This is a genomic window from Jiangella endophytica (assembly GCF_003427025.1).
In the GTDB taxonomy this organism is placed as follows: domain Bacteria; phylum Actinomycetota; class Actinomycetes; order Jiangellales; family Jiangellaceae; genus Jiangella; species Jiangella endophytica.
The window spans coordinates 323903-349406 of sequence record NZ_QVAI01000002.1; the positions used below are offsets into that span (position 1 = coordinate 323903).

Here is a 25504-nt window from a genome sequence, read left to right on the forward strand (position 1 = left end):
CATAGCGGGCTCTACTGGGGACTGCCGAGAAGCCAGCGAGGCACCGCCGGGTCGTCGCGCAGGGGTCGTGGAGCTTGGCGAGACCTCCCTGGCTCGGCGCGCACGCAACGCCGGGGCATGTGCGGCGGCCGGCGAGCCCACCTCACGCCGTATGTGAGCACCCGCGAGCCCACCTCACGCTGTGTGCGCCCCCGCGAGCCGTTGACGCCCTCTCACCGGACCGAGCCGGCGAGGTGCGTGAGGTCCCTGTCGGCGTTGCCACCGCTGTGGTGATCCTCGAGCGAAGGCCAGCCCACGCCAGCAGCAACGACTTCGCGCCACCCACCCGCCGCCCTCGGATGGGCGGCGTCGCGCCCGCGGACTCGCACGTCAGTCACGTCCGTCCGCCACGCTTCGAGGGGCATCGCACCGGTCCGCCCACACCCGCCGCTGGGGATCATCGGCCCCGTCCACCGCATCCCGCCCGGCAGCAGGTCACGCCGTCGATCCGGCCCGTCGTCGCACCGGGCGAGCCGGATCACCGGCCTGAAAACCCCTGGCCAGGCCCCCGACCATGCGCTAGACAGAGACGGTGACGAACGAGCTGGTCCTGCGCACCGCGACCGAGGCCGACTACGCCGAGCTGGAAGCGCACATCACGCGCGCCTTCCTCGAAGACGTCGACGACGACACCGCCGACTTCAACCGGATGATCTTCGAGCCCGACCGCGGCCAGCTGATGACCGACGACGGGGTGATCGTCGGCTCGGGACTGGTGCTGACGCGCGATCTCAGCGTGCCCGGCGCCCTCGTGCCGGCCGCGCACGTCACCGGAGTCGGCGTCGCGTCGACGCATCGGCGGCGCGGCGTGCTGAAGACGCTCATGAACGCCATGCTGACCGAAGCGCACGGCCGCGGCACCGAACCGCTGGCGGTGCTCTGGGCCAGCGAGGGCGCCATCTACGGACGGTTCGGCTACGGCCTGGCGTCGTGGCGGGTGTCGTACGAGATCGCCAGCCGCAACACCACCGTCAACGGCGAGACGCCCGAGGGCGGTCGGCTCCGGCAGGCCGACACACGCGACGTGCTCGACGAGATCGCGGCCGTGTACGACCGCACGCTGGCGCAGCGCCCGGGACTGTCCACCCGGCCGGGCAAGTGGTGGGAGTACCTCACCGCCGACCCGAAGGGCTGGCGGCGCGGCATGTCCGCCGAGCGCACGGTCATCTATCAGGACGACGACGGCGTCCATGGGTACGCCCGGTTCCGCACCAAGTCCGGGTGGAGCAAGAGCGGCCCCGACGGCGAGGTCCGCGTCACCGAGCTGCTCGCCGAGACGCCTGAGGCGCACGCCACGCTGTGGCGCTACCTGATGTCGATCGACCTCGTCCGTACGGTCAAGTACATGCACGGGCCGGTCGACGACCCGCTGCCGCACCTGGTCACCAACCCCGACGCCCTGGTCGGCTCGGCCTGCGGGTCGCTTTGGGTGCGCGTCCTCGACGTCCCCGGCGCGCTGACCGCTCGGCGCTACGCCGCACCCGTCGACGTCGTCCTCGAGGTCACCGACGCCGACATCACCGACAACGCCGGCCGTTGGCGGCTGACCGCCGACGGCGCCACCGCCGACGTCTCGCGCACCGACGCCAAGGTCGACGTCGCCATGGACGTCCGCGCCCTCGGCTCGCTCTACCTCGGCGGCGTCTCGGCCGGCACGCTGGCCGCCGGCGGGCTGATCACCGAACGCACGCCTGGCGCCCTCGCCCGGCTCTCGGCGGCGTTCGGCTGGCACCGGCTCCCGGTCTCGGTCGAGGTCTTCTGACGTCACGGTCCTGATCGGCGGCGCCGGTGACGGCCGCGAGAATCGCCGTCGCCGGCCGCCGCGGCCCGGATCCCGCCCCACCCGGCTCGCCGACGACGCCTGCGACGGTGCCGTGCAGATCGGCGCACCACCTCGCCGCCGCCAGCACGTACGCGCTCCAGCAGCACGCCGGTCTCGGCAAGCCGGGCCGCACGATGTCGATGAGCGGGCTGGGCAGCATCTGCCGCTCGGCAGCCACGAGGAGCCCGGCCGGCAAGCTGTCTGGAATCTCATGCCCCCGGCCGACGGCGCCGACCACCTGTAGGCCCCCATCGTCCTCATCGCCGGCGGCCGGCTGGTCGAGGTCGTACCGGCCGTCGAGTGCAGCGCGGTCATACCGCGAGATCGCACCCGGCGTACGCCGCACCGCACGCCCAAGCCGCCGACGTGGTCCCGCTGGACTTCACCGAGTCCACGTCCGACGCACACCAGGCGACCAGTCGGCACCTGCCGTGGGACACCGACCTGCTCGACGCCGTCTGGAACGGAGCGCCCGCCCGGGCCGGGGCGGCACCGCCGAGGCCGTCCGGGAGCCGGGGCGACCTCGGGCGACCCCGGGCGGCCGGTCGCGGTCGACTGGCCGGACGGCGCCACCCGGCGACGTGTCCCGGACACCCCACCGCAGCCGGCCCGCCCACCCCGGCGCGACGAGTCAGCTGGAGCCCCACCCCTCGGTGTCGATCTTCCGGTTCCGGCTGCGCCGCGAGATGATCGTGCCGAGCGCGAGGACGAGCAGCACCAGGCAGACCAGCAGGACGACGTGGGCGCCGCTGACACCGGCGCCGTCCCAGCCGGGCACCTCCCAGACCGCGTCGTCGGCGGAGGCGATGAAGCCGCGGTCGATCATCCACTCGCGGCCCTCGGTCCACGAGCTGAACACCAGCGGCGCCACCACGGGAAGGGCCAGCGGTGCGGCCAGGAACATCATGAACACGTCGTTGTCGGCGACGTTGTCGGCCATCGCGCCTCCTCAGTAGACGCCGTCGCTGAGATGCCGGATGCGCACCGCACGCGTGCGCGACACCACCTGGGAGCCGGTGCCGTCGTTGCCGCGCCAGCGGATCTGCAGCTTGGTGCCGTCGTTCTGGACCGGCTCTACCTGCTCGATGATCACCCACCCGGTGTCGTCGTCGAGGCGGGCGAGGCTGCCGGCCTGCAACTGCGACACCATGACCATCTCGGACCAGCCGGCGGTCTCGACCTGCGTGGACGCGGCCGCGGAAGGGCCGCCGCCGGAGGCGCGGGCGCGACTCCAGTCGGCGAGGCCGGACGTGCTGGCGCCGTAGCCCTCGGCGAGGTCGGCGTTGAGGTTGACCCGCCAGGACGCCTCCGGGCTGTCGGCCAGCGCCCGCGACCGCTGCACGTGCAGGACGGGGTGCGTGACGAGGCTGGGCCGGAGCGCGTCGAGCAGATAGAGGTCCTGCTCGTCGTTGACGCGGCGCGCCTCACGCGGGTCGGGGGTCCAGTAGCCCTGGATCAGCACCGGGTTCGCGTCGCCCGACTGCATGGTCGCCCGGCCGGGCACGGGTTCGGCCGGCTCGGTGGGGCGGTCGCTCCCCCACAGCGCCGTCGCGGCGCGGCTGTCGAGCCGTCCGAGCGCGACGACGGTGCCGATGTCGTCGCGGTTCTCCTCGCGCAGCAGCGCGTCGTCGGCGCGCTGGAGGCTGAGCACGACGTAGACGTTCACCTGGCGCCCGTGGCGGAGCAGGTCGGTGACGCGGTCGTGCGCCAGCGACGCCGCCGCCGGGCTCTGGCCGGCGCGGTTGGCGGCGTCGGCGACGGCGGTGGCGAACTCGCGGAAGTGGTGGATGACGACGACCAGCGGCTCGAGCTCCGAGCGACTGGACCCCGACTCGATCAGCGCGACCCGGCCCTCCATCTCGCGCCACGCCTGGTTCAGTACGACAATCTGGTCGTCGAGTGTGGACGCGACGATCTGCACGTTCGGCCAGTCGCGGACGCCCAGTAGATCGACGCGGCGGTGGTCGATGATCCAGACCGGCCAGCCGCGGGCGGCCGCCTCGACGACGATGCCGGTGAGCAGCACCCGCTTGCCGGCGCCGGACCGGCCGAGCACCAGCAGATGCCCCTGCGGCGCCGCCAGGTTCCAGCCGACCCGGGTGCCGCTGGCGTCGACGCCGAGCGGCACGAGCCACGACGACAGGTCGCCCTGAGTCGGGACCGGCCGGGCGATCTTCTCGGGCAAAGCCCGGCGGACGGCGTCGCGGGCCCGCTCGGCGCGCGCGACCGGTTCCGGCGTGAGCGCGCTGCCGGTGCGGGTGGGGTCGCGCAGCGTGAGCCGGTGACCTCGGATGTTGTGCCGGCCGACCGTGTACTGCTCCTCCAGGTGCAGGTGCACCGCCTCGGCGACGCCGGCGGCCCAGTCGGGCGCGGAGTCGTCGACCTCGGTGGGGTACTGGATATTCAGCACGTGCGGCACGCCGACCCACCCGCCCTGCCATTGCCGTGCGTCGACGTCGAGGTACGACGCGTCGGGCGCGCCGATGTGCCGGGCCAGGGCCTCGGCGAGGTCGGCGATGACGCCTTCGCGCAGCCGCCGCCGCACGGACACCGCGTACAGCGCACCGGCGCAGGCCAGCGTCGGCAGCAGGAACAGCAGGCCGATGTCCGACTCGCCGAGTGCGGCCAGGATCGCCCACATCGACACGGCGAGGACCGCGACGCCGACGGCGCTCGCGGCCAGCTGCCACGGCGTGAAGCCCTTGATGGTGGCCTCGGCTGGGCGCGCTGACGCGAACCTGTCGTCCTTGCCGTCCGGATCGGGTGGTCCGGGCGGGCCGGCGAAGGTGTCCACCGGGTCGTGTGGCGCCACGGGACTGCCTCTCGGTTGATCGGTCCTCACTATCGAAGGTGCGCGCGGGTGGGGTGCTGTGACAAGGGGCGCCTCGGCGTTGGGGACGACGGCGACGGTGTCAGCGGTGGGCCAGGGGGGTCTGCAACTCGACGATGCGCCACGGGTCGGCGGCGGAGTCGCGTTCGAGGAACGCGAACCACTGGTGCTCGACCAGCGCGCCGTTCCACGCGTCGCGGCCGATCGGCGTCATGCGGACGTAGAACCGGCGCTCGGCGCGGGTGTCGGTGTCGGGGGTGTCGACGTCGGTGGTGTGCGGCTCGATGGCGTTGATCGAGGCGAACGCCTGGTGTGCCGCCCACTGCTCCCAGTCGCGCTGGACGTCCTGTCGCAGGCCGTCGAGGTCGTAGGCGCTGGAGTCGTGCGGCGCGGCCAGCCAGGCCTGGACCCGGTTCATCGCATCCTCGGACGACGCGTCGGTCGCGGCGTCGAAGCTGTAGGCGGCGGTCAACGCGGCAACGGCGACGGCGGTCGGGTCGGCGCCGTCGACGGTCGCCGGATCGGGGACGACGACGGGTTCGGGCTGCTGCATGCCGGGCGGGAGGGTGGGGGTCTGACGGGGGCCGGGCGTCGGACGGGCGGTCGGGGTGTCGGACGGTTCCAGCGGCTCACTGGCGTCGTCGCTGGTCTCGGCGGTGGTTGGGGTGTCGGCCGGCTGGTCGCCGGGCGGCGGGGCGCCGTCGCCGCCGGCATCGCCCTCGGTGGGTGCGGCGACGGGGTCGTCGGTGTCGGCGGACGCACTGGATCCTGGCGATCCTCCGGCGGAACCACCCACGGAGCCGCCGCGTCCGCCGTCATTCCCACCGCCACCGAAGACCAGCAGGAACCCGACGACGGCCAGCACCACAGCGGCGCCGACCAGCAGCAGCGAGGAGCGCGACCGGTTCATGGGTTCATCCGCCCGTAGCCGACCACCGGCCCGCTCGGGCCCATGGAGAACGTGCCGGACAACCTCATGACCTGGTTGTTCTCATTGCCGCCGACGGTGACCAGCGTGCGGCTGGCCTCGTCGACCTCGACGACGATGCTCACGTGCCCGGAGTAGATCATGACGTCACCGGGCCGGGGCGGCTTCGTCGGCCCGCCGCTGCCGACAGGGATGAACTCCTGGCCGTGGCCGCCGGACTCGAACCACGCTTTCATGCCGATGACGGCCGGGATCTGCCAGGGATGTCGCCAGAAGTACATCTGGGTGCCGGGTTCGGCCTGGAACGGGATGCCCGCCTCTTGGAAGACCCAGCTGACGAAGTCGGCGCACCACTCCTCGCAGCCGTTGGCGATGTAGGTGTCGCTGATGGTGGGGCCGCAGTTGCTGCCGAACGGCTGCTCGACGATGCCCTTCGCGTGCTCCTGCTCCGCGATCTGCACGACGCCGTCGAGGCCACCGCCGCTGAAGCCGCCGCAGCCGGCCCAGCCGCCACCCTCACCCTGTTCGCCGTCCTCGCCCTCGCCGATGCCCATGCCGTGCGGCGGCGGGTAGGTGGCGTACTGGCCGTAGTCGCCGGTGCCGCCCTGCGTGAAGTTGGACGTGACGAGCGCGTGGACGTTCTCGACGTAGCGCCTGGTCTCGTTGTTGTTCCAGTTGCCGGCCGGCCCGGCGTTGTAGCTGGCCGCCGAGTACACGAACGTGCCCGGTTCCCATCTCGCGACGTCGCCGAGTGGCGTCTCGGCGCCCACACTGCCGTAGAGGCCGTCGGCGTGGGTGAAGAGGTTGGCCGCGGTGAAGATCGCGTCGCCGGGGTCCATGTAGTCGGGCGGGCCGCCGCCGGCGCTGTACTTGTACGCGTCCCAGGTGCCGGCGCCGAGGTTGAACTGCATGGGGCCGAAGCAGCAGCCGGAGCTCGGCCAGTTGGTGTCGAGGTCCTTCCAGGCGTTGCCGTTCTCGGTCAGATAGATGGCCGCGAGATAGGACGGGTCGATGCTGAACTCGTCGCCCGCCGCGGTGAAGATCTCGGCCCACGGGTCCGGGACGTTCGCCAGCGTGGCGCCGCCCGTGCAGACCTCGCCGCCGGGGGTCATCGTGCATTCGGCCAGCGGGGCGCGGTCGGTGATCTCGCACCACAGCGCCATGACGGTGGCCACCGGGACGAACGCCAGGGACGCCGCGCCGACCACACCGAACACCGCGAGCAGCGCGATGCCCAGCAGCCACTTCCTGAACCGGCTGGAGCCCTTGCCGCCCGGAGTGCGCGCCGGCTTCGACTTCGTACGCCTGGCGACGACGGCCCCGCCGGCAGCGACCGAACCCTGTGCCATACCCCGCCCTCCATCCGGGCGCCCGCGACGGCGGCTTGGTGTAGCGGACGTCTGTGTAGGTCGGTGGAGGGGTGGTTCTGTGACAGTTCGTGGACGTGTCGATCAGGCCCGCGGGCGCACCCACCAGCCGTCGGCGGCGGCGACGAACTCGGCCGTCAGCTCCTCAGCGCGACCGCGTCGACGTAGCGGAGCGGGAGCACATGGTCGGTTCCGGGAGGCGACACCACGCTGCGGGGGTCGGCACGTCGCTCAACCCCTTGTCGTCGGCAGTACGTGCGGCGTCGTCCACGCAAAGCACCCGGTTCCTACCGCGTCCACTCCGGTGTCGGCCGGCGCCGGTCGATCAGCGACGAGGTCGCGTACTGCGCGCCGACGTGCAGGGCCCACGCCAGCGCGACCAGCCCGAAGAACCAGCGCTCACTCGTCGTCGCGATGTCCCAGTACGCGAGCGGCCAGGCCAGCAGCCCGACGGCCACCGGAACGTAGATGAGCTCCAAGCCGCTCCGGTGCCCGATGGAGATGTAGGCGATGTAGCCGTAGATGGCCACCACGATCGCGACCGCGACCGGGAACCGCAGCGCGACGTCCAGCGCGTCGGGCCCGGCCGCCGCCGGGCGGATGAGGCCGTGCGCATCGATGAGGACGACGGCCAGGAACACGAACGTGGCGCCGATGACGATGTAGCCGGCCCTGACGGCACGGCCACCCGCATCCGTCCGCGCCCACCGCGTCAGGTCGCTCACCTCCGACGTGCCGGAGGTGTCCCGGAACACCCGGGCTTCGTCCCATCGTCCGACGACGATCCACAGACCGACGAGCAGGCCGTTGTAGGTCAGCCAGACGACGACGCCGACGACGTAGACCCATTGCTCGGCCGCTGAGGCAAGGTCCCAGTAAGCGATCGGCCAGGCCAGCAGGAAGGCGGAGAAGAGAACGTGGGCGAAGAGCAGCCCGGCGGCCGACTCCGATCGTGCGGCCCCGAGCAGGATGACGTAGACGAGCATGACGATCAGACGCAGCACCGGCTGACCGTCGTACCAGCTGAGAAGATCGGAGCCGGCTTCACCGGGTCGCATGAATCCGGGGTCGTACAGCAGGAGCAGCGTCCCGAGTACGAAGATCACGCCGGTGGCGCAAGCCACCAGCATGAGCATCGTGACGCCGCGCCGGTCGACGCGCCGGGGCACGTAGCCCTCCGACTCGAACGCCTGATCTGGCCGGCCGTCCTCGGCGGTCCAGGTCGCCTCCTCGCCCCACCCGGCATCCGCCTCAGCCGATTCGGGACCGGGCTGGGTGCTGGGGCCGGACGCCGCGGACCACTCGTCGGCCCGGTGACCGCGGCCCGGAGTGCCCAGGCGCGCGTCGTAGTCGGCTCGTCGAGCGGGGTCGCTCAAAGTCTCGTAGGCCGCGGTGACGAGTCGGAACATGCCGCTCGTGCCGCCGACATCGGGATGCGCGCTGCGGACGGCCCGGCGATACGCCTCCCTGATCTCCGCCAGTGTCGCCGTCGGCGCGACATCCAGCAGCTCGTAGTAGTCGAGGTCCGCCACGGTCAGCCGATCTGCGGGTCCTGCGAGCCCGGCAGCCCTCGCTGCCGTGCGGGGTCGTCCAGCGCAGCCGGATCAGCCGGGAGCCGGCTGATCTGTGCCCTGCCCAGTGACGCGGTGAGGGCGTGGACGTACCACGACTCGGCGGCCAATTCCGCCACTGCCTCGGCCGACTCGGGCGACCGACTCGGTGCGACTTCCCGGCTCGCGACGACGGCGATGACGATCCGTGCCGTCGCCCGCACCAGGCACGCCTCCTGACGAAGGCCCAGGCCACGGTCGTAGCTCTGGATCAGCCGGTCGTCCTCGAAGTCAGGCTCCGATACCGTCGCCAGGATCTGGCGACGCACCGGCGTCGGCAGCACGTCGAGCACCTCGGGCTCGTCCGGATCGTGCCCGGCTGTGCCGGCCTGGAGTGTCGGGACGGTGGCAGACACGGATCCCTTGCGCTCCTTCACCTCGCCGACGAACGGGCGCCGGTGGACGGTGAACCGCCAGGCCCCGCGCCCGGAGAAGTGGACCGGCCGGACCGCGTCGATGATCGTCAGGGCGTCGTCGTCGACCGTCCATGCGTGGCCGACCTCGACATCGAGACCGTCGCGTACTTCGCGCTCCGGCCGAACCGCACCGGAGGCGAAGGCCACATCGCCGGCATGACCGGCGCGATCGAGGGCGAGTTGGACATCGACCGGAAGGTAGTCCCACCTCGACCAGTCGCCGGGCGTGGCACGGACGAAATCGATGTCCAGCGTCGAACCGGACCGGCCCACGTCGACCTCCGCGCGCGACGTGTTCCGTCGCTGCGGCGCGGGACCTCCGCTGCGCTCCAGTTCCGGCATCACTGCGCCCCGTCCTGCGGCTGACGTGCTCGAACACACACTAGGTGGATCACTGTGGGGCTGTCACTCACTCTCGTCGAGCTCGTCACCGGCGATGTGCCGTGCATCGGGAAAGGCCGCTTCCGCGGCGTCGAACACCGCGAGACCGGACACGATGCCGGTGTTGATGACCAGATCGACCCGGTCGGCGGACGGGTCGGCGCCGAGATCGGTCGTGACCTCGCAATGCAGGCCGGTCCACCCCTCGTCGTCAGTCAGCGCGAACACCTTCGGCCAGACGTGCTCGGCGTTCCACTCGTTCGCGAAGACGATCGCCGCCTGGAATCGGCCGGGCGGCAGCATCCGCTCCCATAGGCCGTGTACCTGCAGCACCTCGGCATGACCGTCGTCGTCCTCGAGTGCGCCGAAGTCGAAGATGCCGTTCTCCCAGGCGCCGATGAGGTCGTCACCGTCCATGTCGTACTCGGCTGACATACCGTCGAGCGCCGCACGGACCAGTTCGTGCAGGTGGCTGGTTGCCCCACTCGAGGTCGCCCGTCCGGCCGCAAGGTCGCTGCCGACAGTCACCGGTACCGGGGCTGCCGCCGGCTTCGGCCTCCCGGAGATCTCGGCGCGTAAACGGTCGAGCTGACTCATGGCCCGGTCCTTCCGTGGTTCGTCGCCAGCAGCATCCGATCGGACGTTCACAAGGACTTGCCCTTCTTCCGGCGGCGCTCCTTACGCTGCTCCCTGAGCTGATCATCTCTGATCTGCTGCCACTTCTTCTGCTGCTGGTACCGACGATCGCGTTCGTTCGCGGCGCGCGCCTCGTCAGGCGTGAGGGTTTTGCGCTCGGCGCGGTTCTGCGCCCGATGTTCGAGATTCAGCCGGCGTCGATCGCGCTTCATCTGCTCGAGCAGCCGGCGGCGTTGCTCCGGTGCCGAATTGACCCGCTCAGCGCCGTACCGACCCCGCGTCATGCGAGCGATGCGCTCAGCTCGGCGCGTCTTGTTGTCGAGCTTGCGCAGCCGCGCTTGGTCGGCACGATCGGCCCGGGCGATCTCGGATCGGCGCCGCAGCGTGTTGACCCGATTGACCGCGGCGTCGTTGCCCCGGCGTAGATGGTGTTGGACCCGGTGCCGTCGGGCGAACTCGACCGTGCGACTGGCGCCGTTGGCCACTGCGTTGCGGGTGGCATGGCCGACGCTACGCACCGCCGTCGTCTTAGCGGCCATGGCACCGCCCTTGACGGCCAGGGAGCCGCCGCCCGTGGCCCAGACCATGCCGACGTTGCCGACGAGGCCGCTGGTGCGGCGGATCACGCCCTGGAGGCGACCCTGGCCGGGCGGCTGCCCGCTCATGTTGCGGGCGGCGTCGCTCATGGTGTTCAGGCTGCCCATGCGGCGCATGGCACCGCCCGGGCCGCCGCCGGTGGGCATGAGGGACGAACCGCCGAAGCCGCCTCCGCCTCCGCCGCCACCACCGGAGTTGAACCTCGACGCCATGGCGGCGGCGACGCGGTCCTTGGTCTCGTGGACGGCGCCGCGGCCGCGCCAGAAGAGCACGATGCCGGCGATCAGCAGCAGGTCGATGAGCAGGAACTTGCCGATCTCGGCCCACCGGATGGTGCGGTCGTCGGCGTTGCCGGTGGGCGCGCGGCCCGACGCCATGATGTCGGTGACGACGTGGAGGAACACGCCGAGGAAGACGATGCAGAACATCAGCATGAGGACGGTGGCGAACAACTGGCCGATGTTGCGCCACAGCACCGATCTGGCGCCGCCGGGGAGGATCGCCAGCAGCAGCGTGACCAGCAGCTTCACACACTGGACGAGGGCCGAGAGGCCCGCGATGAACACGACACCGGCGATGATGAGGATGAGGACCGCGAGGATCGTGACGGCCGGCTGGATGGCGAACTGTGCCATCCAGCTGTCGGGCCGGGCCATCTTGGCGAAGGTGTCGACCTCGTCGTTGAGGCAGCTGCCGACCACCTTCCAGACCTCGGGGTCGTAGTCGACGGGTTCGTCGCCGGTGCCACCCCACCAGGTGCCGGGATCGGTCAGCTCGGACCCGGTGTCGACGCCGTCGGCGGCGGAGCCCCGGCCGGCGAGGTCGCGGTCCTCGAGATCGCCGCGGAGGTCGTCCTTCGAGGTGCTGTTGCCGGCATGGGAGAGCGCGACGACGTAGGCCTCTTCACAGTCGCCATCGAGGATGTAGCCGAAGTTGACCAGCATCGCCGGGTGGTAGAGGAACGTGCTGAGGATGCTCTCGCCCGGACTGACCTGCTGGTTCTCGGGGTTGGTGAGGTCGTCGAGGTAGTCGTCGTCGTTGACGATCTGGCCGACGAGGTACTGGGAGGTGTCGCGGGCGTCGTAGAGCAGGCCGTCCTGGGCGTCGTTGTCGCCGATGAGCCAGGTGATCGGGTTGATCGGCGCGAGGTTGTTGTCGGGATGCTCCCCGTTGTAGCTGATGGCCGCCACCGCATAGTTCGCGATGATCAGTGACAACAGGAGTTGGACGAGGCCCTTCCCCCACATGCCTCTGGCCATCCACAGCACGCAGACGAACGCCGAGATGGTCAGCATCGCGACATACATGTTGAGGTTCGACAGCATGCCGGCGATGGAGTCCTGGAAGTCGCCGGCGATGCCGGTGAACCAGTCCAGCCACGTCATGCCGAGTACGAAGTCGGTGACCCACGCCAACGCGATGACCTGGAACTGGTAGATCGCCCAGGTGATCGACATGAGCACCTTGAAGATCAGGTGGAACGGGTCGGTGATGCCGCCGGCGAGCGACAGTTGCACGTGAAACGCCGACAGCTCGCAGTTGCCCGTCGGGTTGATGAACTGGTCGCCGAGGCCGTCGCCGCCGGGTACCTGGCAGGCCTCGGCGACGATGCTGACCGCGCCGGCGACGAGGCTCATGCGGGCCTCGACCCCACGGTGCGGTCGGTGCGGCCGGCCTCCAGCTCGGGCGGCTCGTCGCCGGTCTCGAGCTCGGAGACGCCGACCCGGGCCGCGATCCCGCGACCGAGCGCACCTCCCGGCCGCTGACCGCCGATCAGCACCTCGGGCGGCGACGTCTTCATCGCCTCGAACCGCTCCGGCCGGGACGGCGGCATGACCTTGATCCGGGCGACGTTGCCGAGCGCGTCGCGCATGAGCGCCTCGCCGCGGCGCATCTCGGGGACGCCGTCGGGGCCGACAGGGCTGGTGTGCTCGGTGATCAGCGCGACCAGCGACTCGTCGTCGGGGTCGAGGTCGAGCCATTTGAGGCCACGTTTGGCCAGGGTCTTGTCGCGGTGCCGCATGAGGATGCGCGTGGGGATCAGGCCACGCAGGGTGGCGTCGCCGAAGTCGCTCTCGGGGTCGTGGCTGCCCAGCGCGACCGCGGCCTGGTGCTTGCGGCCGTCGCGGACGAAGACGGTGATCTCGCGCTCACCCTCGGGTGAGGCGGTGACGTGGTGCGCCTCGTCGACGATGAACAGCGCCAGCTCGGAGCGGTCGCCGAAGCAGACCTGCCGGCCCATGCTGGCCATCAGCGCGTACATGGCCCGGCCGAAGATCTTCTCCAGTTTCAGCTGCTCGAACAGGTGCGCGTGCTGCAGTTCGTCGCGGTCGGGCAGCTCCAGCGTGCGGGTCCAGAACACGATGGCGCGGTCGCTGAGCTCGACCGGCGGCAGCGAGGAGTCGAAGATGACGCGGCCGAACTCCTTGCGGGCGAAGACGTTCATCAGCCGGCCCAGCTCGTAGGCGCCGTCGAGCGTGCAGCTCTCCAGCAGGTGCTTGGTGAGATCGCCGAGCCCGCGGACGCCGTGCCGGGCCAGGTACCCGACCTCCAGCACCTCCGACAGCAGCACGCCGCGCTCGGACGTCGGCGAGACGTTCAGCAGCGGGGTCAGGAACGACTGCGCGACCCGGGAGCCGGTGTGCCGGTCGAACACCCGGAGTGGGTCCATGCTCATGGTGGGGTCGACCACGGAGACGACGGTGGGCGTGGTGAGCGCGCGGGCCATCGTCACCCACTCGCCGGACTCCGTGCGGTCGAGCGCGATGAACCGGCCGCCGCGGTCGACGGTGTCGGCGGCGATCTTCTTCAGCGCGACCGACTTGCCGGCACCCAGCTCGCCGGCGATGGCCAGCGAGCCGGACACGTCGAGCCGCGTGGTCGCGCCGGCGGGATCGTGGTGCACGACGCCGGTCTGGCCGGTGGAGATGTTCAGCCCGAGCAGGCTGCCCTTGCTGTCGCCGACGTCGCAGGTGACCACCGGAACCGACGCGGAGAAGGAGTGCGACGTGGTGATCTGGGCGAACTCACGGGCCGCCTTGGACAGCGGGGCGCCGGGGAGCATGGCCCACCAGAGGTCCTCCTGGTTGCCCAGCGGATGCGTCAGCTTGAATCCGGACGCGCCGTAGAACGCCTGCAGCTCCTTGGCCTGGTCCATGACCTGCTCGCCCGTGCGCCCGGCGACGCAGAAGATGACCGTGGCCTCGACCTCGACCTCGAGGTCGTCGGCGGACAGCAGCGCCTCGTACTCGGCGAGGTCGCGGGCGGACCGCTCGATGGCGTGCATGCCGGTGGTGAGCTGACCCTCCTGCTGGAGGAACTGGTCGTTGAGGTTGGCGACGGCGCGGCGGTTGCGCGCGACGACCTCTTCGCGGGTGCGCGTGTGCAGCCGGACCGCCCAGTCGACGTCGAGGCCGGCGTCGTCGACACGGCCCAGGTACTCGCCGCCGGGGAACACCATGCCGTCGGCGGGGGTGTCGGCCAGCGCCAGCAGGCCCTGATAGGAGACGGCGTCGGGCTGGTCGGGCTGGGTGATCTTGACGTACTTGCGGCGCAGCGGGTTCCAGCTCTTGAGCTGCTTGCGGTCGAGCTCGGTCTGCCCGCCCTCGTCGATCAGTGCGTCGGGCCAGAGCACGCCGTGACGGGGCACGACGGCGGCTTCGTGGTCGGCCCGCGTCTCGGGGAGGTCCATGTCGGCGAACAGGCCGCGCTGGAGCGTGTGCTGGTACAGCCAGACCAGCTGGGCGACGGTGGCCGCACGGGGCCGGAACACGGCCGGGATGCCGAGCTCGACCTTGCGGGCCTGCTCGGTGCGCAGCTTCAACTCGGCCGGCGAGACGCCGTGGCGAGGCAGCGCGAGCTGGTCGCGGAAGTCGTCGACGGCGGCCCGGAAGGACTCGCCGAGGTTGCCGAACCGGCCGCCGTTGCGCAGCGGGACGCTCAGCCAGAACGTCCGCTGCCCCAGCGCGAGGTCGTCGAGGGTGTCGAGGGTGGCCTCGCACTCGGCCGCCCACTCGGGGCAGTGCTCGAGCGGGATGCCGTTGATCATCCGCTCGACGATGGCCGCGGGGTCGAGCGCGGCACAGGCACCCACCAGCAGCGCCTCGCCGGGAAGCGCCCGTAGCAACGCCTGGTGCGCCGCCCGCACGCCGTGCTTGTCCTTGTCGGGCCGGAAGCCGTACGGCAGCGCCTGCAGCCGCCAGGTCGCCCATACCGTCCCACCCCGCGACCAGAGCAGATGGCCGGCCATGGCCCGCGCCGGACTACGCATCGTCCTCACCCCACGAATCGCTGACCTCGCCGCTCCCCTGCCGGACGGCGGTGCGCTGCTGGCTCCGCGGACGCGGCGCCGGGCGCCGTCCGTTCACGGGTTGGTCCTGCTGGTCGGCCGGGAGCAGGGCCAGCAGCGCCTGCACCCCGCTCAGTGGAGCGGCCGGGGCCGCGACCGGTTCGATCGCCGTGACCGGCTCGGCGAGCGGTTCGGCAACCGGCTCCGGAGTGCGGCCCAGACGGTGTCGCAACCCGTCGGGCAGCTCGTGATCGGCGGCGACTCCCGGCTCGAGACCGGCCCATGGATCGGTTCCGGGGAGCGCGCCGAGGTAGACGCTCGTCCGGCTGCGAACGCGGCGCGGCCGGCGGAACCGCACCGGCCGGCCCTGGTACCGGCCCGACGCGGGCGCGTTGAGCACGCGGTACAGACCGAGCAGCGCATACAACGGGTTGCGGCCGTTCATCGGCAGCCGGCCGATGAGGAAGACCGCGCCGAACGCCACGCCGAACAGCAACGCGATGTTGCCGAAGACGCCGAAGACGCCCCAGGTGCCGATGGTCAGCCCGCCGACGACGATGATGACGATGGCCGCGATGAGCTGCTGGACCGTGTACGGCCCGCCGGGGATCTTCGTGCCGTCGGGCATGCGCCCGAGCAGCTGCGGGAACTTCCGCGCCCGCGTGTAGTACTTGACGGTCTCCAGTTCGTCCGGGTCCTCGGCCATCGATCGTCACCTCCGCCCTGGGTCTCGTGGCTGGCCTTCGGGTGTGGAGCGCTACGTCGGATCGACCTGGTGGGGCACCGATGCCGACCCGGACCCGGGGAGGTCCTCGCCGACGGTGTCGTCCAGGGAGGTGACGTTGTAGACGATCCAGATGAAGACGCCGGCCGCGAGCGCGGAGACGATGATCGTGCCGATGGCGAACTTCGACTGGACCGCCTTGTAGACCACGAACAGGACGGCCACCGTGATGGCCACGATCTGGAGCACCTCCCGCAGGTTCACTGCGGTGTTGGAGGTCCAGTCGAGCAGTCCGGCCTGGATGGTGATGGACGAGGTGGCGAGGTCGGGTGCCGTCGCCGTGAGTCCGCTGATGAGGCCCATGGCTCCTACTCCTTGTATGCGGGCTGTCGTGTGTCGTGGTGGGCTGCTAGGGCGACTCGGTGGTCGACCCCGTGGCTGCTGGGTGTGATTCGGCCTCCCTCGTCGGTTCCGCGGACGGTGTGCTGCTTGGGCCCTGGGACGAGGTCCCCTGCGAGGTGCTCGTCCCAGGAGTCGGGGTGGTGACCGGCACCGGCGCGGGCAGCGGGACCGGCTCGGCCAGTGCGGGCGACGTACGCAGCCGGGCGACCTCCCAGCGTCCCTCGCGGGCCTGGAGCGCCAGGGAGTACTGAGCGCCGAGTTGCTCGCCGTTGGAGCCGCTCAGTGTGACGTTGGCCTGGACCTCGGTGGTCTCGCCGTCGGACGGCTCGTCGCTCGGCGCCTCGCCGCCGGCGGCGACGAGGGTGTCGACGCGGACGCCGGCGTACGGCACCGGGTTCAGCACCCGGAACGACGTGCCCGGGGCGCTGTAGGCCTCGAGCGAGGCCTGGTCGCCGCTGACGAGCATGGCGTTGAGGAAGTTGGCCACCCGGGCGAACGCGGGGTGCCCGGCCGGCAGGCCGTGGTCATAGGCGGAGGCGAGCTGCTCGAACTCGTCGGGGGCCGGCACCGGCGCGGGCAGCGCCTGCGCGATCATCTCGCCGTCGACGTAGAGGACAGGCACCTGGAAGTAGAGGCGTCCGGACGTGATGCGCTCGACCGGCTCGGCGTCGGCGTCGCCCTCGCCATCGTCCGCGGGGGTCTCGGCCGGGCTCTCCGCCGGCTCGGCCGCGGGCTCGGCGTCGGCCGGCGGCTTGCCCTCCGCGGCGTCGACGCCGACCGTGACCGACCACAGGCCGCTGTCGTCCTTGACGATCTCGGCGACCGCGGATCCGGAGGTGGTCCACGCGACGTTGGGCCGGCTCTTTCCGAGGTCGCCGAAGTACGGCCGCAGGGCGTCGGACTTCTCGGACGGCGTCTCGAGCCAGGCGACGACGGCGCGCTCGGCGAACTCGCTGACTGCGGCCGCTTCGCCGATGCGGTCGACGGCGCCGTCCTGCTGGACGACCGGGCGGGTCTCGGGCATCAGCACCTGCAGCGCCAGCGCCAGAGGGCCGGCGATGAGGGCGGCCCACAGCAGCCCGACGACGACACGGGTGGCGAGTTGGGAGCCGCCGGTCCACGTGTGCTGTTCCGAGCCCTGCGTCTCGGCGGCCGCGGTGTCGCGACCGGTGTTGCGCCCGCCGTTGCGCCCCCCGCCGTCGGCGTCGTTGTCCTTCGGCTCTTTCGGCGGCCCGAAGCCCCAGTTGATCTTCATGGCGCCGGTTCCTGGTACGTCGCGTCGTACCGGTGCGGGCTCGAGGACGGCGGAGCCACCTCACCGTCCGAGCCCGCACCGGAGTCGAAACCGACCGCGCCGGGTTCCCAGGGCTCACGCAGATCGGCCACGTGCACCAGCCGTTCGAGCGCCTCCTGCGCACGGTCGGCGTTGGCGCCCACGACGTCGTGCAGCCGCTTGGCCGCATCGCGATCGAAGGGGTCGGCGATGAGCTGAGCGAGCTCCCGGTCGATGGCCCGTCGCGCTGCCAGCACCGTGGCCGCGTCCATGAGCGACTGCCGGTTGCTGAAGCGCTCTGTCATGTCGGGCTCCTCGGTCGGCGGGTCGGTTGTCTGGGTAGGTGCCGGGGGATGGGGTCTTGTGACGGGGTGATCGGGGCGGGTTGTGGCAGCGGATCGGGCATTTGGATCATCACGGGCATTAGGCAAGCCGCTGACCTGCGTACTCCCCAACCGGGCAAGAGCAAGAACCCACCCGAGGGCCTTGCGGGCAAGAGCCAGGGCAAGCCCTTCGGACCACGGTGGAGGCGTCGATCCACCCCGGAGGAGACACTCGATGCCCATCCCCGTCGCCACTGCCCACGACGTCACCCGCACCGGTGCCCGCCGCCGCACGGACGCCAGTCTCGTGGGCCGCTTGAACACCGAATGGAGCCGGCTCTGCGCCGACCCGCGCACCGAACCCGCCGTCGCTCACTGGGGCCGGCGGCACCCCGAGCTGTCCGGCTGCTTCGCCCTCGACGACGTCGAACTGGCCGTCGCCGCGGCCGACCCGGAGCGGGCCGACCAGATCCTGCTCGCGCTGCTGCGCCTCGCCCAGACCGGCGACTCACTGGCCGGCCGCACCGTGCTGCAGCTGATGCTCGGCAAGGCCGTCCGCATCGCCACGACGCGCGCGGGCCGAGACACCAGACCGGCCCTCGAGCACACCGCCGTCGCCGCCCTGTGGACGACCATCGCGACCTATCCGATCGAGCGCCGGCCGGCCAAGGTCGCGGCGAACATCGCCATGGAGACGCTGCGCGCCGTCACCGGCGAACTGACCCATCAGCTCACCGAGACCCCCACGAGCCCCGACCTCCTGGCCGCCGACCTCATGGAGCTGACCCCGTCCGAGCGGACCACCGCCGACCACGAACTGCTCGACCTGCTCACGTGGGCGGTCGACGAAGGCACCATCACGGCGGCCGACGCGACCCTGATCCTCGACATCTACACGCCGGCCCCTGGGACGGACGGCGGCGCGGCCGCGGCGGCACGGCACGGCCTCACCTGGCCGGCGGCGCGGCAACGGGCCAGCCGGGCCATTCGCAAGGTCGCCCGCCAGCTCCGCGCCGACGTCCCCGCGGCGGCGTGACCGGACCCCGGCGGCGGAAGCGGCGGCGCAGGAAGGCCTGCGCTCGGCGATGGCCACGCCTCGATGCCGGGCGCCTCGACACCGGGTTGTTCGGTGCCGGGCCGTTCGGTGCCGGGCCGTTCGGTGCCGGGCCGTTCGATGCCGGTCGGACGTGCCGGACTCCGCGAGGCGGCATCCCGATCGATCGGATCCCCGTGGTCCGGCTACCGCACCGCTGGCTCACGGCGAGCGGGCTCGCCGACGGGCGGGGCACGGCTGGCCGACCCGGCCGGTGCCGCCGTCAGAAGTGACGCTCGGGACCCTCCCATGAAATGACCGTTGCCGACGCATTGCGACCCGGTGGACAGGTGCCTGGTGGCCTGGTCGGCGGCGCGCCGTGGCCCGGTCGCCCGGTCGCCCGGCGTGCCACGTCCCGGCCGCAGGTCCACCGCGGCCCCGGCGGACCGCCGCGACGCGGAGCGTCACGCTCGCGAGCTTCGACCTCGGTCAACGGGCGGCGGCGACCGGACGTGCAGCCGCCGGCCGCGATGTGCGGACGGCTGTCATACGCGCAAATCACGCTGGAAGCCGCACGATCTGAGCCCCTGCCTGAACCCGTGCTGCCGGATCCGCGCCGGACGATGGAAGGACGAGCGCATCGTCGGCGGCCGGCCCCGACCGCCACCGTCACGGGCCCGCTCCATGATCATCAACCCTTTCGGCCGTGATGGTGTCGCAGAAGGTTGATGATCATGAAGCGCTGAGTGCACGCTCGCACCGCCAGGGCATCGTGGGGCCGCCGCCCGGTGCATCAGCCGGTGACGTCGGTCGACCGGGAGTGACGAACGACGGTGATGTGGAAACTGAGCGCGGCACCTGAGGGAACGCCCACCGCCGGCACCGTGTACCGGGACCGCACGGCAGAGCGGTGGCGCGGAGACAGGCCGGTGTCGCCGCAGGACCGGAAGCCCTTCCCACGCGCCCGGAACCGGGACCGACACGGGTCCCGACGGCATCAGACGGCTACAGGCTTCACCTCCGTCACTCCGGACCCGCGATGATCATGGAAGTGAGCCGTTCGGGTTGCGCCGATACTGGTCAGCCGTGAAGATCGTCTGAACGGCCGAGCCGGCAGGGAGGCTCGCGTCGCCCCGGACGGAGCCCATACATGGGTCATACAGTCACCAGACGCTCGCCAAGACTTAACAATTCGTGCCCTATGCAGTTGTGGGCTCAGTCACATACCCTCATGCCACGAGGCCGCCCGTGCAGGGCGCGGCCTCGCAGGTGTATCGAGGAGGCCGGCGTTGACCGAGAGCACTCCGACCACTGAATTCCTGCGGCAGGGCACGGATCCGGTGGTGGATACAGCGGGCCTGGACGACGTCCTGGCCCGCCGCTCGGTCGGCACCGAGACGGTCGCGAAGGCCGCGCCGGTCATCAAGCCGAGTGTGGTGCACGTGCCGTCGTCGCTGTTGTCGCTGGTGGCGGCGGAGCGGCAGCGGTCCGGCCGGTCGAACGGGCAGATCCTGATCGATGCGATCGAAGCCGGGCACGACCACCTGGTCAAACTCCACAACGAGTCCAACAGCATCGGAGGCCGACTCTTCACCGCCCGCACGGCGAAGCCCCAGCTTCCCGTGGCCCAGCCCCTCTCACCGCTGAACGTCCGCCTGTACGAGCAGGACTACGAGGTTCTCGACCGGCTCGTCACCGAGCTCGGCGCAGGTTCCCGCAGCCGGCTGGCGACTCTGGCCCTGGCCTTCTACCTCGACGCCTCGACCTGACGCAGCCCGACCCCGCACCAGTCCCGCAGCACCAGCCCCCAGCACCAGCCCGCAGCACCAGCGTCACCCCCCTTCCCCGGACAAGCAGGACGGCAACGATGAGTTCGCCCCCCACCCATCAGCCGGCGCCCGATCACCTCGACGACGAGTTCGACATCGCCGAGGCGAAGCTGGAACCGGCCGTCGCGGCGCCGCCGAAGCAGCGCCGCCGGCCGGCGTTGATCGGTCTCGGCGTGGCCCTGGTCGCCCTCGGCGGCCTGGGCGCGGCCTGGCTGGCCACGAGCATGAGTGACACGGTCGACGTCATCGCGGTGCGCGCCGACGTCGCCCGCGGCGAGCAGATCACCGAGGACGACCTCACGACGGCGAGCATCAACGCCGACCCCGCGCTCGACCCGATCCCTGAGACGCGCCGCGACGAGGTGGTCGGGCAGTACGCGTCCGTCGACCTCCCTGCCGGCACGCTGGTCACCGAGAACGCCTTCAGCGGCAGCATCCAGCCCGGCGAGGGCGAGTCGATGGTGGGCGTGGCGGTGACGACGGCCCAACTGCCCAGCGAAGCGCTGCGCCCGGGCGACATCGTCCGCATCGTCGACACCCCGAACCCGCAGGACGACCCGCCGGGGTCGACGCCGGACTCGATCGAGGCGACGGTCGTGTCGACGTCGACCGACGAGGAGACCGGTCAGCGCATGGTCAACGTCGTGCTGCCCGAGGTGCGCGCTCCCGACCTCGCCGCCCGCGTCGCGACGGGGCGGATCATCATCATCCTGATGTCGCGAGCGGGAGGCGAGTGATGGCCATCGTCGCGCTCACCTCGGCACGAGGGGCACCCGGCGTCACGACCACGGCGCTGGCCATGGCCATGCTGTGGCCGCGGCCGGTCGTGCTGGTCGAGGCCGACGTCGCCGGAAGCAGCAGCATCCTCGCGGGGTACCTGCGCGGCACCGTCCCACCCGACCGCGGGCTGGTCAGTCTGGCCGTCGCGCACCGCCGCGGCGTCCTCGACGAGAAGTTCTACGACCAGACCATCGCGCTCATCGAGAACCGCGTCCGGCTGGTCCCCGGGCTGGTCAACGCCCAGCAGGCGGCCAGCATGGACAAGCTGTGGTCGCCGCTGAGCATCGTGCTCGCGAACCTGGAGCGCACCGGCACCGACGTCATCGTCGACGCGGGGCGGCTGGGCATGCGGCACGGCCCGATGCCGCTGCTGCGCTCCGCCGACGCCGTCCTGATGGTCACGCGCACGACGCTGCCCGCCGTCAGCTCGGCACGGGCCCGGGTGAACGTGCTGCGCGAGGACCTCGTCGAGCTGGGTCAGGGCGACGACACGCTGGCCATGCTGCTGATCGGCGAGGGCCAGCCGTACCGCGCCCGCGAGATCCACTCCGCCCTCGGCGTCCCGGTGCTGGCCTCCATGGCCTGGGACCAGGCCGCGTCCGACTCGCTGAGCGTGGGCGCGCCGTACGGACGGCGGTTCGCGGCGGCTCCACTGTTCCGCAGCACGCGGGTCGTCATCGGCGCCGTCCACGAGCTGATCGACCGCCATCGCACCCGGCTGGCCCCGGCCGCGGAGTCCTTGATGGAGGAGCACACCTATGGCTGACCCCACGCACGCCGCGGCGAGCCTCGAGAACCTGCCGCTGTTCACCGAGCCGGACGGCGGCAACGGCTCCGGCGACGAGTGGGGCGACACCCATCATTCGCTCAGCGGCCCGGGTGGCCAGACCGATCTGCGCCGGTCGCTGCAGGCCAGGCTCGCGTCCGCCTCGGCGCAGCGCGGCCGCGGCCCGGGGCCGTCAGGCCAGCACGCCCGCCGCGCCGAGGACGAGCTCACCGCGCTCGAGCGCAGCGGCGGCGTCCTCCGGCCGACGAGCCGGGGCGGTGAGGTCGACTGGGGCCTGGTCCGCGCCTACCGCGAGCAGGCCGCGGACCAGCTGGCGCACGCGCTGCGCAGCCGCGAGGGCCTCGACGACGCCGGCCGCCGCGAGCTCGGCCGCAGCATCGTCGTCGAGCTGCTCGCCGACCACGCCGAGCGGGCCCTCACCAAGGGCCTGCCGATCATCACGCCGGACGAGCAGATCCAGCTGGCCGAGGCGATCATGGCCGCGCTGTTCGGGCTCGGCCGGCTGCAGCCGCTGGTCGACGACCCCGGCATCGAGAACATCGAGATCAACGGGCACGACAACGTCCACCTGATCTACAGCGACGGCCGCATCGTCGAGGGCCCGCCGGTGGCCGACAGCGACGAAGAACTGATCGAGACGCTGTCGTTCCTGGCCACGCGCACCGGCACCAACGAGCGCCCGTTCTCGCCGTCGAACCCGCGTCTGCACCTGCGGCTGCGCGACGGGTCGCGGCTGGCGGCCACCGCGTGGATCACCCCGCGGCCGGTCGCCGTCATCCGCAAGCACCGGCTCACCGACATCGGCATCAAGGAACTGGTCGACCTCGACATGCTCAGCCCGGCCGCGGCGGCGTTCCTGACCACCGCCGTCCGCGCCCGCAAGAGCCTGGTGGTCTCCGGCGCGCAGGGCGCGGGCAAGACCACGCTGGTCCGCGCGCTGACGAACGAGCTGGACCCGATGGAGCGCATCGGCACCATCGAGACCGAGTACGAGCTGCACCTGCACGACATGCCCGAGCGGCACAAGCGCATCGTGGCGTGGGAGGCGCGGCCGGGCAGCGGTGAGCGCGGACCCGACGGCCGCGCCGTCGGCGAGATCACCCTCGACGACCTCGTCTTCGACTCGCTGCGGATGAACCTCTCGCGGCTGATCGTCGGCGAGGTGCGCGGCCGCGAGGTGCTGCCGATGTTCAAGGCCATGCAGTCCGGCGCCGGATCCCTGTCGACGACACACGCGCACTCGGCACGAGCGGCCATCGAGCGCCTGGTCACCTGTGCCATGGAGGCGGGCCAGCACGTCACGGAGTCGTTCGCGTACCGGCAGATCGCCGAGCACATCGACCTCATCGTGCAGATCGAGCTGATCGACGAGAGCCATGCCGGCGGCAAGCGCTCGCGCTACATCGCCGAGATCATCGCGATCGAGCCCGGCGAGCACGGCCTGCCCGCGATCACCGACGTGTTCCAGCCCGGCTCCGACGGCCGCGCGGTGCCCGGCACACCGCCCATCTGGCTGTCCGATCTCGAGCGGGTCGGCTTCAACCCGCGGTTGCTCGACCACGGCGGTGCGCCGTGATGCCGTTCGCCGCGGCCCTCGCGGCGATCCTGGTCCTCGGCGGACTGCTCGTGATCGTCCTCGGGCTGATCCCGCGGCCGGCGCAGGCCCGTCCGGCCACCTCCGGGCAGCGGCTCAAGTCCCGGTTCATCAGCATGACCGGAGGCCGCAACGCCGCCGCCCGGCAGCTGCGCATCCTCCTCGGCATCGGCATCGCGGGCGGCATGGTGGCCTGGCTGCTCACCGGCTGGCTGATCCTCGTCGTGCTGGTTCCGGCGGCGCTGATCGGCCTGCCCGCGCTGCTCGCGCCGCCGTCGTCGGCCACCCCCGTCGCCAAGCTCGAGGCCATGGAGGAGTGGACGCGATCGCTGGCCGGCGTGCTGACCGTCGGTGTCGGGCTCGAGCAGGCCATCACCGCCACCATGAAGTCGACGCCCGACGCGCTGCGGGCCGAGGTGACGACGCTGGTGGCCCGGCTGCGCGCCCGCTGGTCCACGGTGGCGGCGCTGCGCGCGTTCGCCGACGACCTCGACGACGCGACGGGCGACCTCATCGCGTCGTCGCTGATCCTGGGTGCGACGCGGCGCGGCGCCGGGCTCGCGGCGGTGCTGGAGGGACTGGCGGCGACGGTGGCGCAGGACGTCCAGGTGCGCCGCAAGATCGAGGCCGACCGGTCCAAGCCGCGGACGACGGCGCGGATGGTCACCATCATCACGCTGGTCGTGCTCGGCTTCATGACGTTCAACAGCTCCTACATCGAGCCGTACGGCTCGGCCATCGGGCAGATCGTCCTGATCGTCCTGCTCAGCTGCTACGTGCTGTGCCTGCTGTGGATGCGCCAGATCACCAAGCCCAGGCCGCTGCCGCGGATCATGGGCTGGGACCTGCGCTCGTCGGGCGGACCGACCCGGGCGGAGGCGCGATGATCTGGGAGCTCGGCATCCTCGCCGGCGCGCTGGCGGGGCTCGGGCTGGCGCTGGTGGTACGCGAACTGGTGCCGGCACAGCCGCACCTGCGGGCCACGCTGGGCCGGCTGCACGACACCGGCACCGAGACCACGCGGTCGCTGGAGCCGCAGGTCAGCCAGAACGGCTCGCTGTTCCAAGACCGCCTGGGCCGGTTCCTCGAGCAGCGGCTGCCGACCCTGGTGGGCTTCCGGCTGCCGCGCCAGGAGTTGGACCTGCTGCGCATCCCGGCCTACCGCTACTACGGCGAGAAGGCACTGTGGGCGCTGCTCGGCCTGGCGTTCCCGGCCATCCTGACGTTGACACTGGCCATCACGGGCGTCTCGCTGCCGTTCACGGTGCCGGCCTTCGTCGGCCTCATCCTCGCCGTCGTCATGTGGTTCCTGCCCGACATCGAGACCCGTCAGAAGGCGAACAACGCCCGCGAGGAGTTCACCCGAGCGCTGGGCGCCTACATCGACCTCGTCGCGCTCGAGCGGGCCGGCGGCGCCGGGTCCACCCAGGCGCTCGAGAACGCCGCCGAGGTGGGCGACTCCTGGGTGTTCCAGCGCCTTCGCGAGGAACTGGCCCGGGCCCGGTGGTCCGGCACCACGCCGTGGGAGGGCCTGCACACCCTCTCGGTCCAACTCGGACTCAGCGACCTCGACGACCTCGCCGACATCATGCGGCTGTCCGGAGAGGAGGGTGCCACGGTCTACGAGAGCCTGCGGGCCCGCGCGAGCGGACTACGCGACGCCACCCTGTCCGCCGAACACGCCCGTGCCAATGCAGACAGCGAACGAATGGTCATGCCCGTCGCACTTCTGGGCGTGGTTTTCATGGCTCTACTGGCGGCTCCGACGGTGATGCGTATGCTCGAATGACTCTTTGTCCGTTATTTCCTCAGTCAGGAATTCCCCGATCCTGATGCGTCACAGAA

General features: G+C 71.5%; 21 protein-coding genes. 8 read left to right on the forward strand and 13 right to left on the reverse strand.

Translation table 11 applies throughout. The annotated features are described in order from the left end of the window. Nucleotides 1–571 precede the first annotated feature (571 nt). Nucleotides 572–1801: a GNAT family N-acetyltransferase gene (locus DZA62_RS05850; RefSeq protein ID WP_116947848.1), complete on the forward strand. Its 1230-nt coding sequence runs from the start codon at nt 572–574 to the stop codon at nt 1799–1801. Nucleotides 1802–2492: 691 nt separating this feature from the next. Here the strand turns inward: DZA62_RS05850 and DZA62_RS05855 are convergent. The 13 genes from DZA62_RS05855 to DZA62_RS05915 form a co-directional block, all read right to left on the reverse strand. Beyond that, a complete protein-coding gene (locus DZA62_RS05855; protein WP_116947849.1) occupies nt 2493–2801 on the reverse strand; it encodes a hypothetical protein in 309 nt (102 codons plus the stop codon). Between the two features lie 9 nt (nt 2802–2810). After that, nucleotides 2811–4673: an FtsK/SpoIIIE domain-containing protein gene (locus DZA62_RS05860; protein WP_157987504.1), complete on the reverse strand. Its 1863-nt coding sequence runs from the start codon at nt 4671–4673 to the stop codon at nt 2811–2813. A gap of 100 nt (nt 4674–4773) precedes the next feature. Then, the gene (locus tag DZA62_RS05865) at nt 4774–5601 is read right to left on the reverse strand and encodes an RAD23 family protein (RefSeq protein WP_116947851.1); all 828 of its coding nucleotides are present in this window, start codon (nt 5599–5601) and stop codon (nt 4774–4776) included. Further along, nucleotides 5598–6968 carry a CHAP domain-containing protein gene (locus DZA62_RS05870; protein ID WP_116947852.1) on the reverse strand — a complete coding sequence of 457 codons (1371 nt, stop codon included), beginning with the start codon at nt 6966–6968 and terminating at the stop codon, nt 5598–5600. Before DZA62_RS05870 ends, DZA62_RS05865 begins: the two co-directional genes overlap by 4 nt. A 305-nt stretch (nt 6969–7273) precedes the next feature. Further along, nucleotides 7274–8518 carry a J domain-containing protein gene (locus DZA62_RS36210; protein WP_198663456.1) on the reverse strand — a complete coding sequence of 415 codons (1245 nt, stop codon included), beginning with the start codon at nt 8516–8518 and terminating at the stop codon, nt 7274–7276. Nucleotides 8519–8520: 2 nt separating this feature from the next. Beyond that, on the reverse strand, nt 8521–9285 hold the full coding sequence (locus DZA62_RS05880) for a hypothetical protein (protein WP_157987505.1): 765 nt from the start codon (nt 9283–9285) through the stop codon (nt 8521–8523). Nucleotides 9286–9417: 132 nt separating this feature from the next. After that, nucleotides 9418–9990, reverse strand: a complete 573-nt coding sequence (locus tag DZA62_RS05885) for a YbjN domain-containing protein (RefSeq protein ID WP_116947854.1) — start codon at nt 9988–9990, stop codon at nt 9418–9420. A 47-nt stretch (nt 9991–10037) separates the two neighbouring features. Further along, entirely contained in the window at nt 10038–12263 is a 2226-nt protein-coding gene (locus DZA62_RS05890) for an MAP7 domain-containing protein (RefSeq protein WP_116947855.1), read from the reverse strand. After that, complete coding sequence (locus tag DZA62_RS05895) at nt 12260–14896, reverse strand: ATP-binding protein (RefSeq protein ID WP_157987506.1); 2637 nt, start codon at nt 14894–14896, stop codon at nt 12260–12262. The genes DZA62_RS05890 and DZA62_RS05895 overlap by 4 nt, the downstream gene beginning before the upstream one ends. Then, the gene (locus DZA62_RS05900; RefSeq protein ID WP_116947857.1) at nt 14889–15620 is read right to left on the reverse strand and encodes a hypothetical protein; all 732 of its coding nucleotides are present in this window, start codon (nt 15618–15620) and stop codon (nt 14889–14891) included. Before DZA62_RS05900 ends, DZA62_RS05895 begins: the two co-directional genes overlap by 8 nt. 51 nt (nt 15621–15671) lie before the next feature. Next, the gene (locus DZA62_RS05905) at nt 15672–16001 is read right to left on the reverse strand and encodes a hypothetical protein (protein WP_116947858.1); all 330 of its coding nucleotides are present in this window, start codon (nt 15999–16001) and stop codon (nt 15672–15674) included. Nucleotides 16002–16047: 46 nt separating this feature from the next. Then, nucleotides 16048–17295, reverse strand: coding sequence for a conjugal transfer protein (locus DZA62_RS05910; RefSeq protein WP_116947859.1), 1248 nt, complete (start codon nt 17293–17295; stop codon nt 16048–16050). Further along, nucleotides 17292–17618 (reverse strand): hypothetical protein, encoded by a 327-nt coding sequence (locus tag DZA62_RS05915; RefSeq protein WP_116947861.1) that lies wholly within the window; start codon nt 17616–17618, stop codon nt 17292–17294. Before DZA62_RS05915 ends, DZA62_RS05910 begins: the two co-directional genes overlap by 4 nt. A 253-nt stretch (nt 17619–17871) precedes the next feature. Here DZA62_RS05915 and DZA62_RS05920 point away from each other — a divergent pair, with 253 nt between their 5' ends. From DZA62_RS05920 to DZA62_RS05950, 7 genes are all read left to right on the forward strand, one after another. After that, nucleotides 17872–18672 carry a hypothetical protein gene (locus DZA62_RS05920; protein WP_116947863.1) on the forward strand — a complete coding sequence of 267 codons (801 nt, stop codon included), beginning with the start codon at nt 17872–17874 and terminating at the stop codon, nt 18670–18672. A gap of 1340 nt (nt 18673–20012) precedes the next feature. After that, the gene (locus DZA62_RS05925) at nt 20013–20438 is read left to right on the forward strand and encodes a hypothetical protein (protein WP_157987507.1); all 426 of its coding nucleotides are present in this window, start codon (nt 20013–20015) and stop codon (nt 20436–20438) included. A 98-nt stretch (nt 20439–20536) separates the two neighbouring features. Continuing rightward, nucleotides 20537–21235 carry an SAF domain-containing protein gene (locus DZA62_RS05930; RefSeq protein WP_116947867.1) on the forward strand — a complete coding sequence of 233 codons (699 nt, stop codon included), beginning with the start codon at nt 20537–20539 and terminating at the stop codon, nt 21233–21235. After that, nucleotides 21235–22044: a hypothetical protein gene (locus DZA62_RS05935; protein ID WP_116947868.1), complete on the forward strand. Its 810-nt coding sequence runs from the start codon at nt 21235–21237 to the stop codon at nt 22042–22044. The genes DZA62_RS05930 and DZA62_RS05935 overlap by 1 nt, the downstream gene beginning before the upstream one ends. Then, nucleotides 22037–23641 carry an ATPase, T2SS/T4P/T4SS family gene (locus DZA62_RS05940; RefSeq protein ID WP_116947870.1) on the forward strand — a complete coding sequence of 535 codons (1605 nt, stop codon included), beginning with the start codon at nt 22037–22039 and terminating at the stop codon, nt 23639–23641. Before DZA62_RS05935 ends, DZA62_RS05940 begins: the two co-directional genes overlap by 8 nt. Beyond that, the gene (locus tag DZA62_RS05945) at nt 23641–24546 is read left to right on the forward strand and encodes a type II secretion system F family protein (RefSeq protein WP_116947872.1); all 906 of its coding nucleotides are present in this window, start codon (nt 23641–23643) and stop codon (nt 24544–24546) included. The genes DZA62_RS05940 and DZA62_RS05945 overlap by 1 nt, the downstream gene beginning before the upstream one ends. Continuing rightward, nucleotides 24543–25448: a type II secretion system F family protein gene (locus tag DZA62_RS05950; RefSeq protein ID WP_116947874.1), complete on the forward strand. Its 906-nt coding sequence runs from the start codon at nt 24543–24545 to the stop codon at nt 25446–25448. Before DZA62_RS05945 ends, DZA62_RS05950 begins: the two co-directional genes overlap by 4 nt. Nucleotides 25449–25504 lie beyond the last annotated feature (56 nt).

Coding starts and splice junctions, on each gene's coding strand:
- DZA62_RS05885 (WP_116947854.1), bottom strand. CDS start 9,990: ATGAGTCAGCTCGACCGTTTACGCGCCGAGATCTCCGGGAGGCCGAAG.
- DZA62_RS05895 (WP_157987506.1), bottom strand. CDS start 14,896: ATGCGTAGTCCGGCGCGGGCCATGGCCGGCCATCTGCTCTGGTCGCGG.
- DZA62_RS05900 (WP_116947857.1), bottom strand. CDS start 15,620: ATGGCCGAGGACCCGGACGAACTGGAGACCGTCAAGTACTACACGCGG.
- DZA62_RS05910 (WP_116947859.1), bottom strand. CDS start 17,295: ATGAAGATCAACTGGGGCTTCGGGCCGCCGAAAGAGCCGAAGGACAAC.
- DZA62_RS05870 (WP_116947852.1), bottom strand. CDS start 6,968: ATGGCACAGGGTTCGGTCGCTGCCGGCGGGGCCGTCGTCGCCAGGCGT.
- DZA62_RS05935 (WP_116947868.1), top strand. CDS start 21,235: ATGGCCATCGTCGCGCTCACCTCGGCACGAGGGGCACCCGGCGTCACG.
- DZA62_RS05945 (WP_116947872.1), top strand. CDS start 23,641: ATGCCGTTCGCCGCGGCCCTCGCGGCGATCCTGGTCCTCGGCGGACTG.
- DZA62_RS05915 (WP_116947861.1), bottom strand. CDS start 17,618: ATGACAGAGCGCTTCAGCAACCGGCAGTCGCTCATGGACGCGGCCACG.
- DZA62_RS05920 (WP_116947863.1), top strand. CDS start 17,872: ATGCCCATCCCCGTCGCCACTGCCCACGACGTCACCCGCACCGGTGCC.
- DZA62_RS05940 (WP_116947870.1), top strand. CDS start 22,037: ATGGCTGACCCCACGCACGCCGCGGCGAGCCTCGAGAACCTGCCGCTG.
- DZA62_RS05930 (WP_116947867.1), top strand. CDS start 20,537: ATGAGTTCGCCCCCCACCCATCAGCCGGCGCCCGATCACCTCGACGAC.
- DZA62_RS05950 (WP_116947874.1), top strand. CDS start 24,543: ATGATCTGGGAGCTCGGCATCCTCGCCGGCGCGCTGGCGGGGCTCGGG.
- DZA62_RS05865 (WP_116947851.1), bottom strand. CDS start 5,601: ATGAACCGGTCGCGCTCCTCGCTGCTGCTGGTCGGCGCCGCTGTGGTG.
- DZA62_RS05905 (WP_116947858.1), bottom strand. CDS start 16,001: ATGGGCCTCATCAGCGGACTCACGGCGACGGCACCCGACCTCGCCACC.
- DZA62_RS05855 (WP_116947849.1), bottom strand. CDS start 2,801: ATGGCCGACAACGTCGCCGACAACGACGTGTTCATGATGTTCCTGGCC.
- DZA62_RS05890 (WP_116947855.1), bottom strand. CDS start 12,263: ATGAGCCTCGTCGCCGGCGCGGTCAGCATCGTCGCCGAGGCCTGCCAG.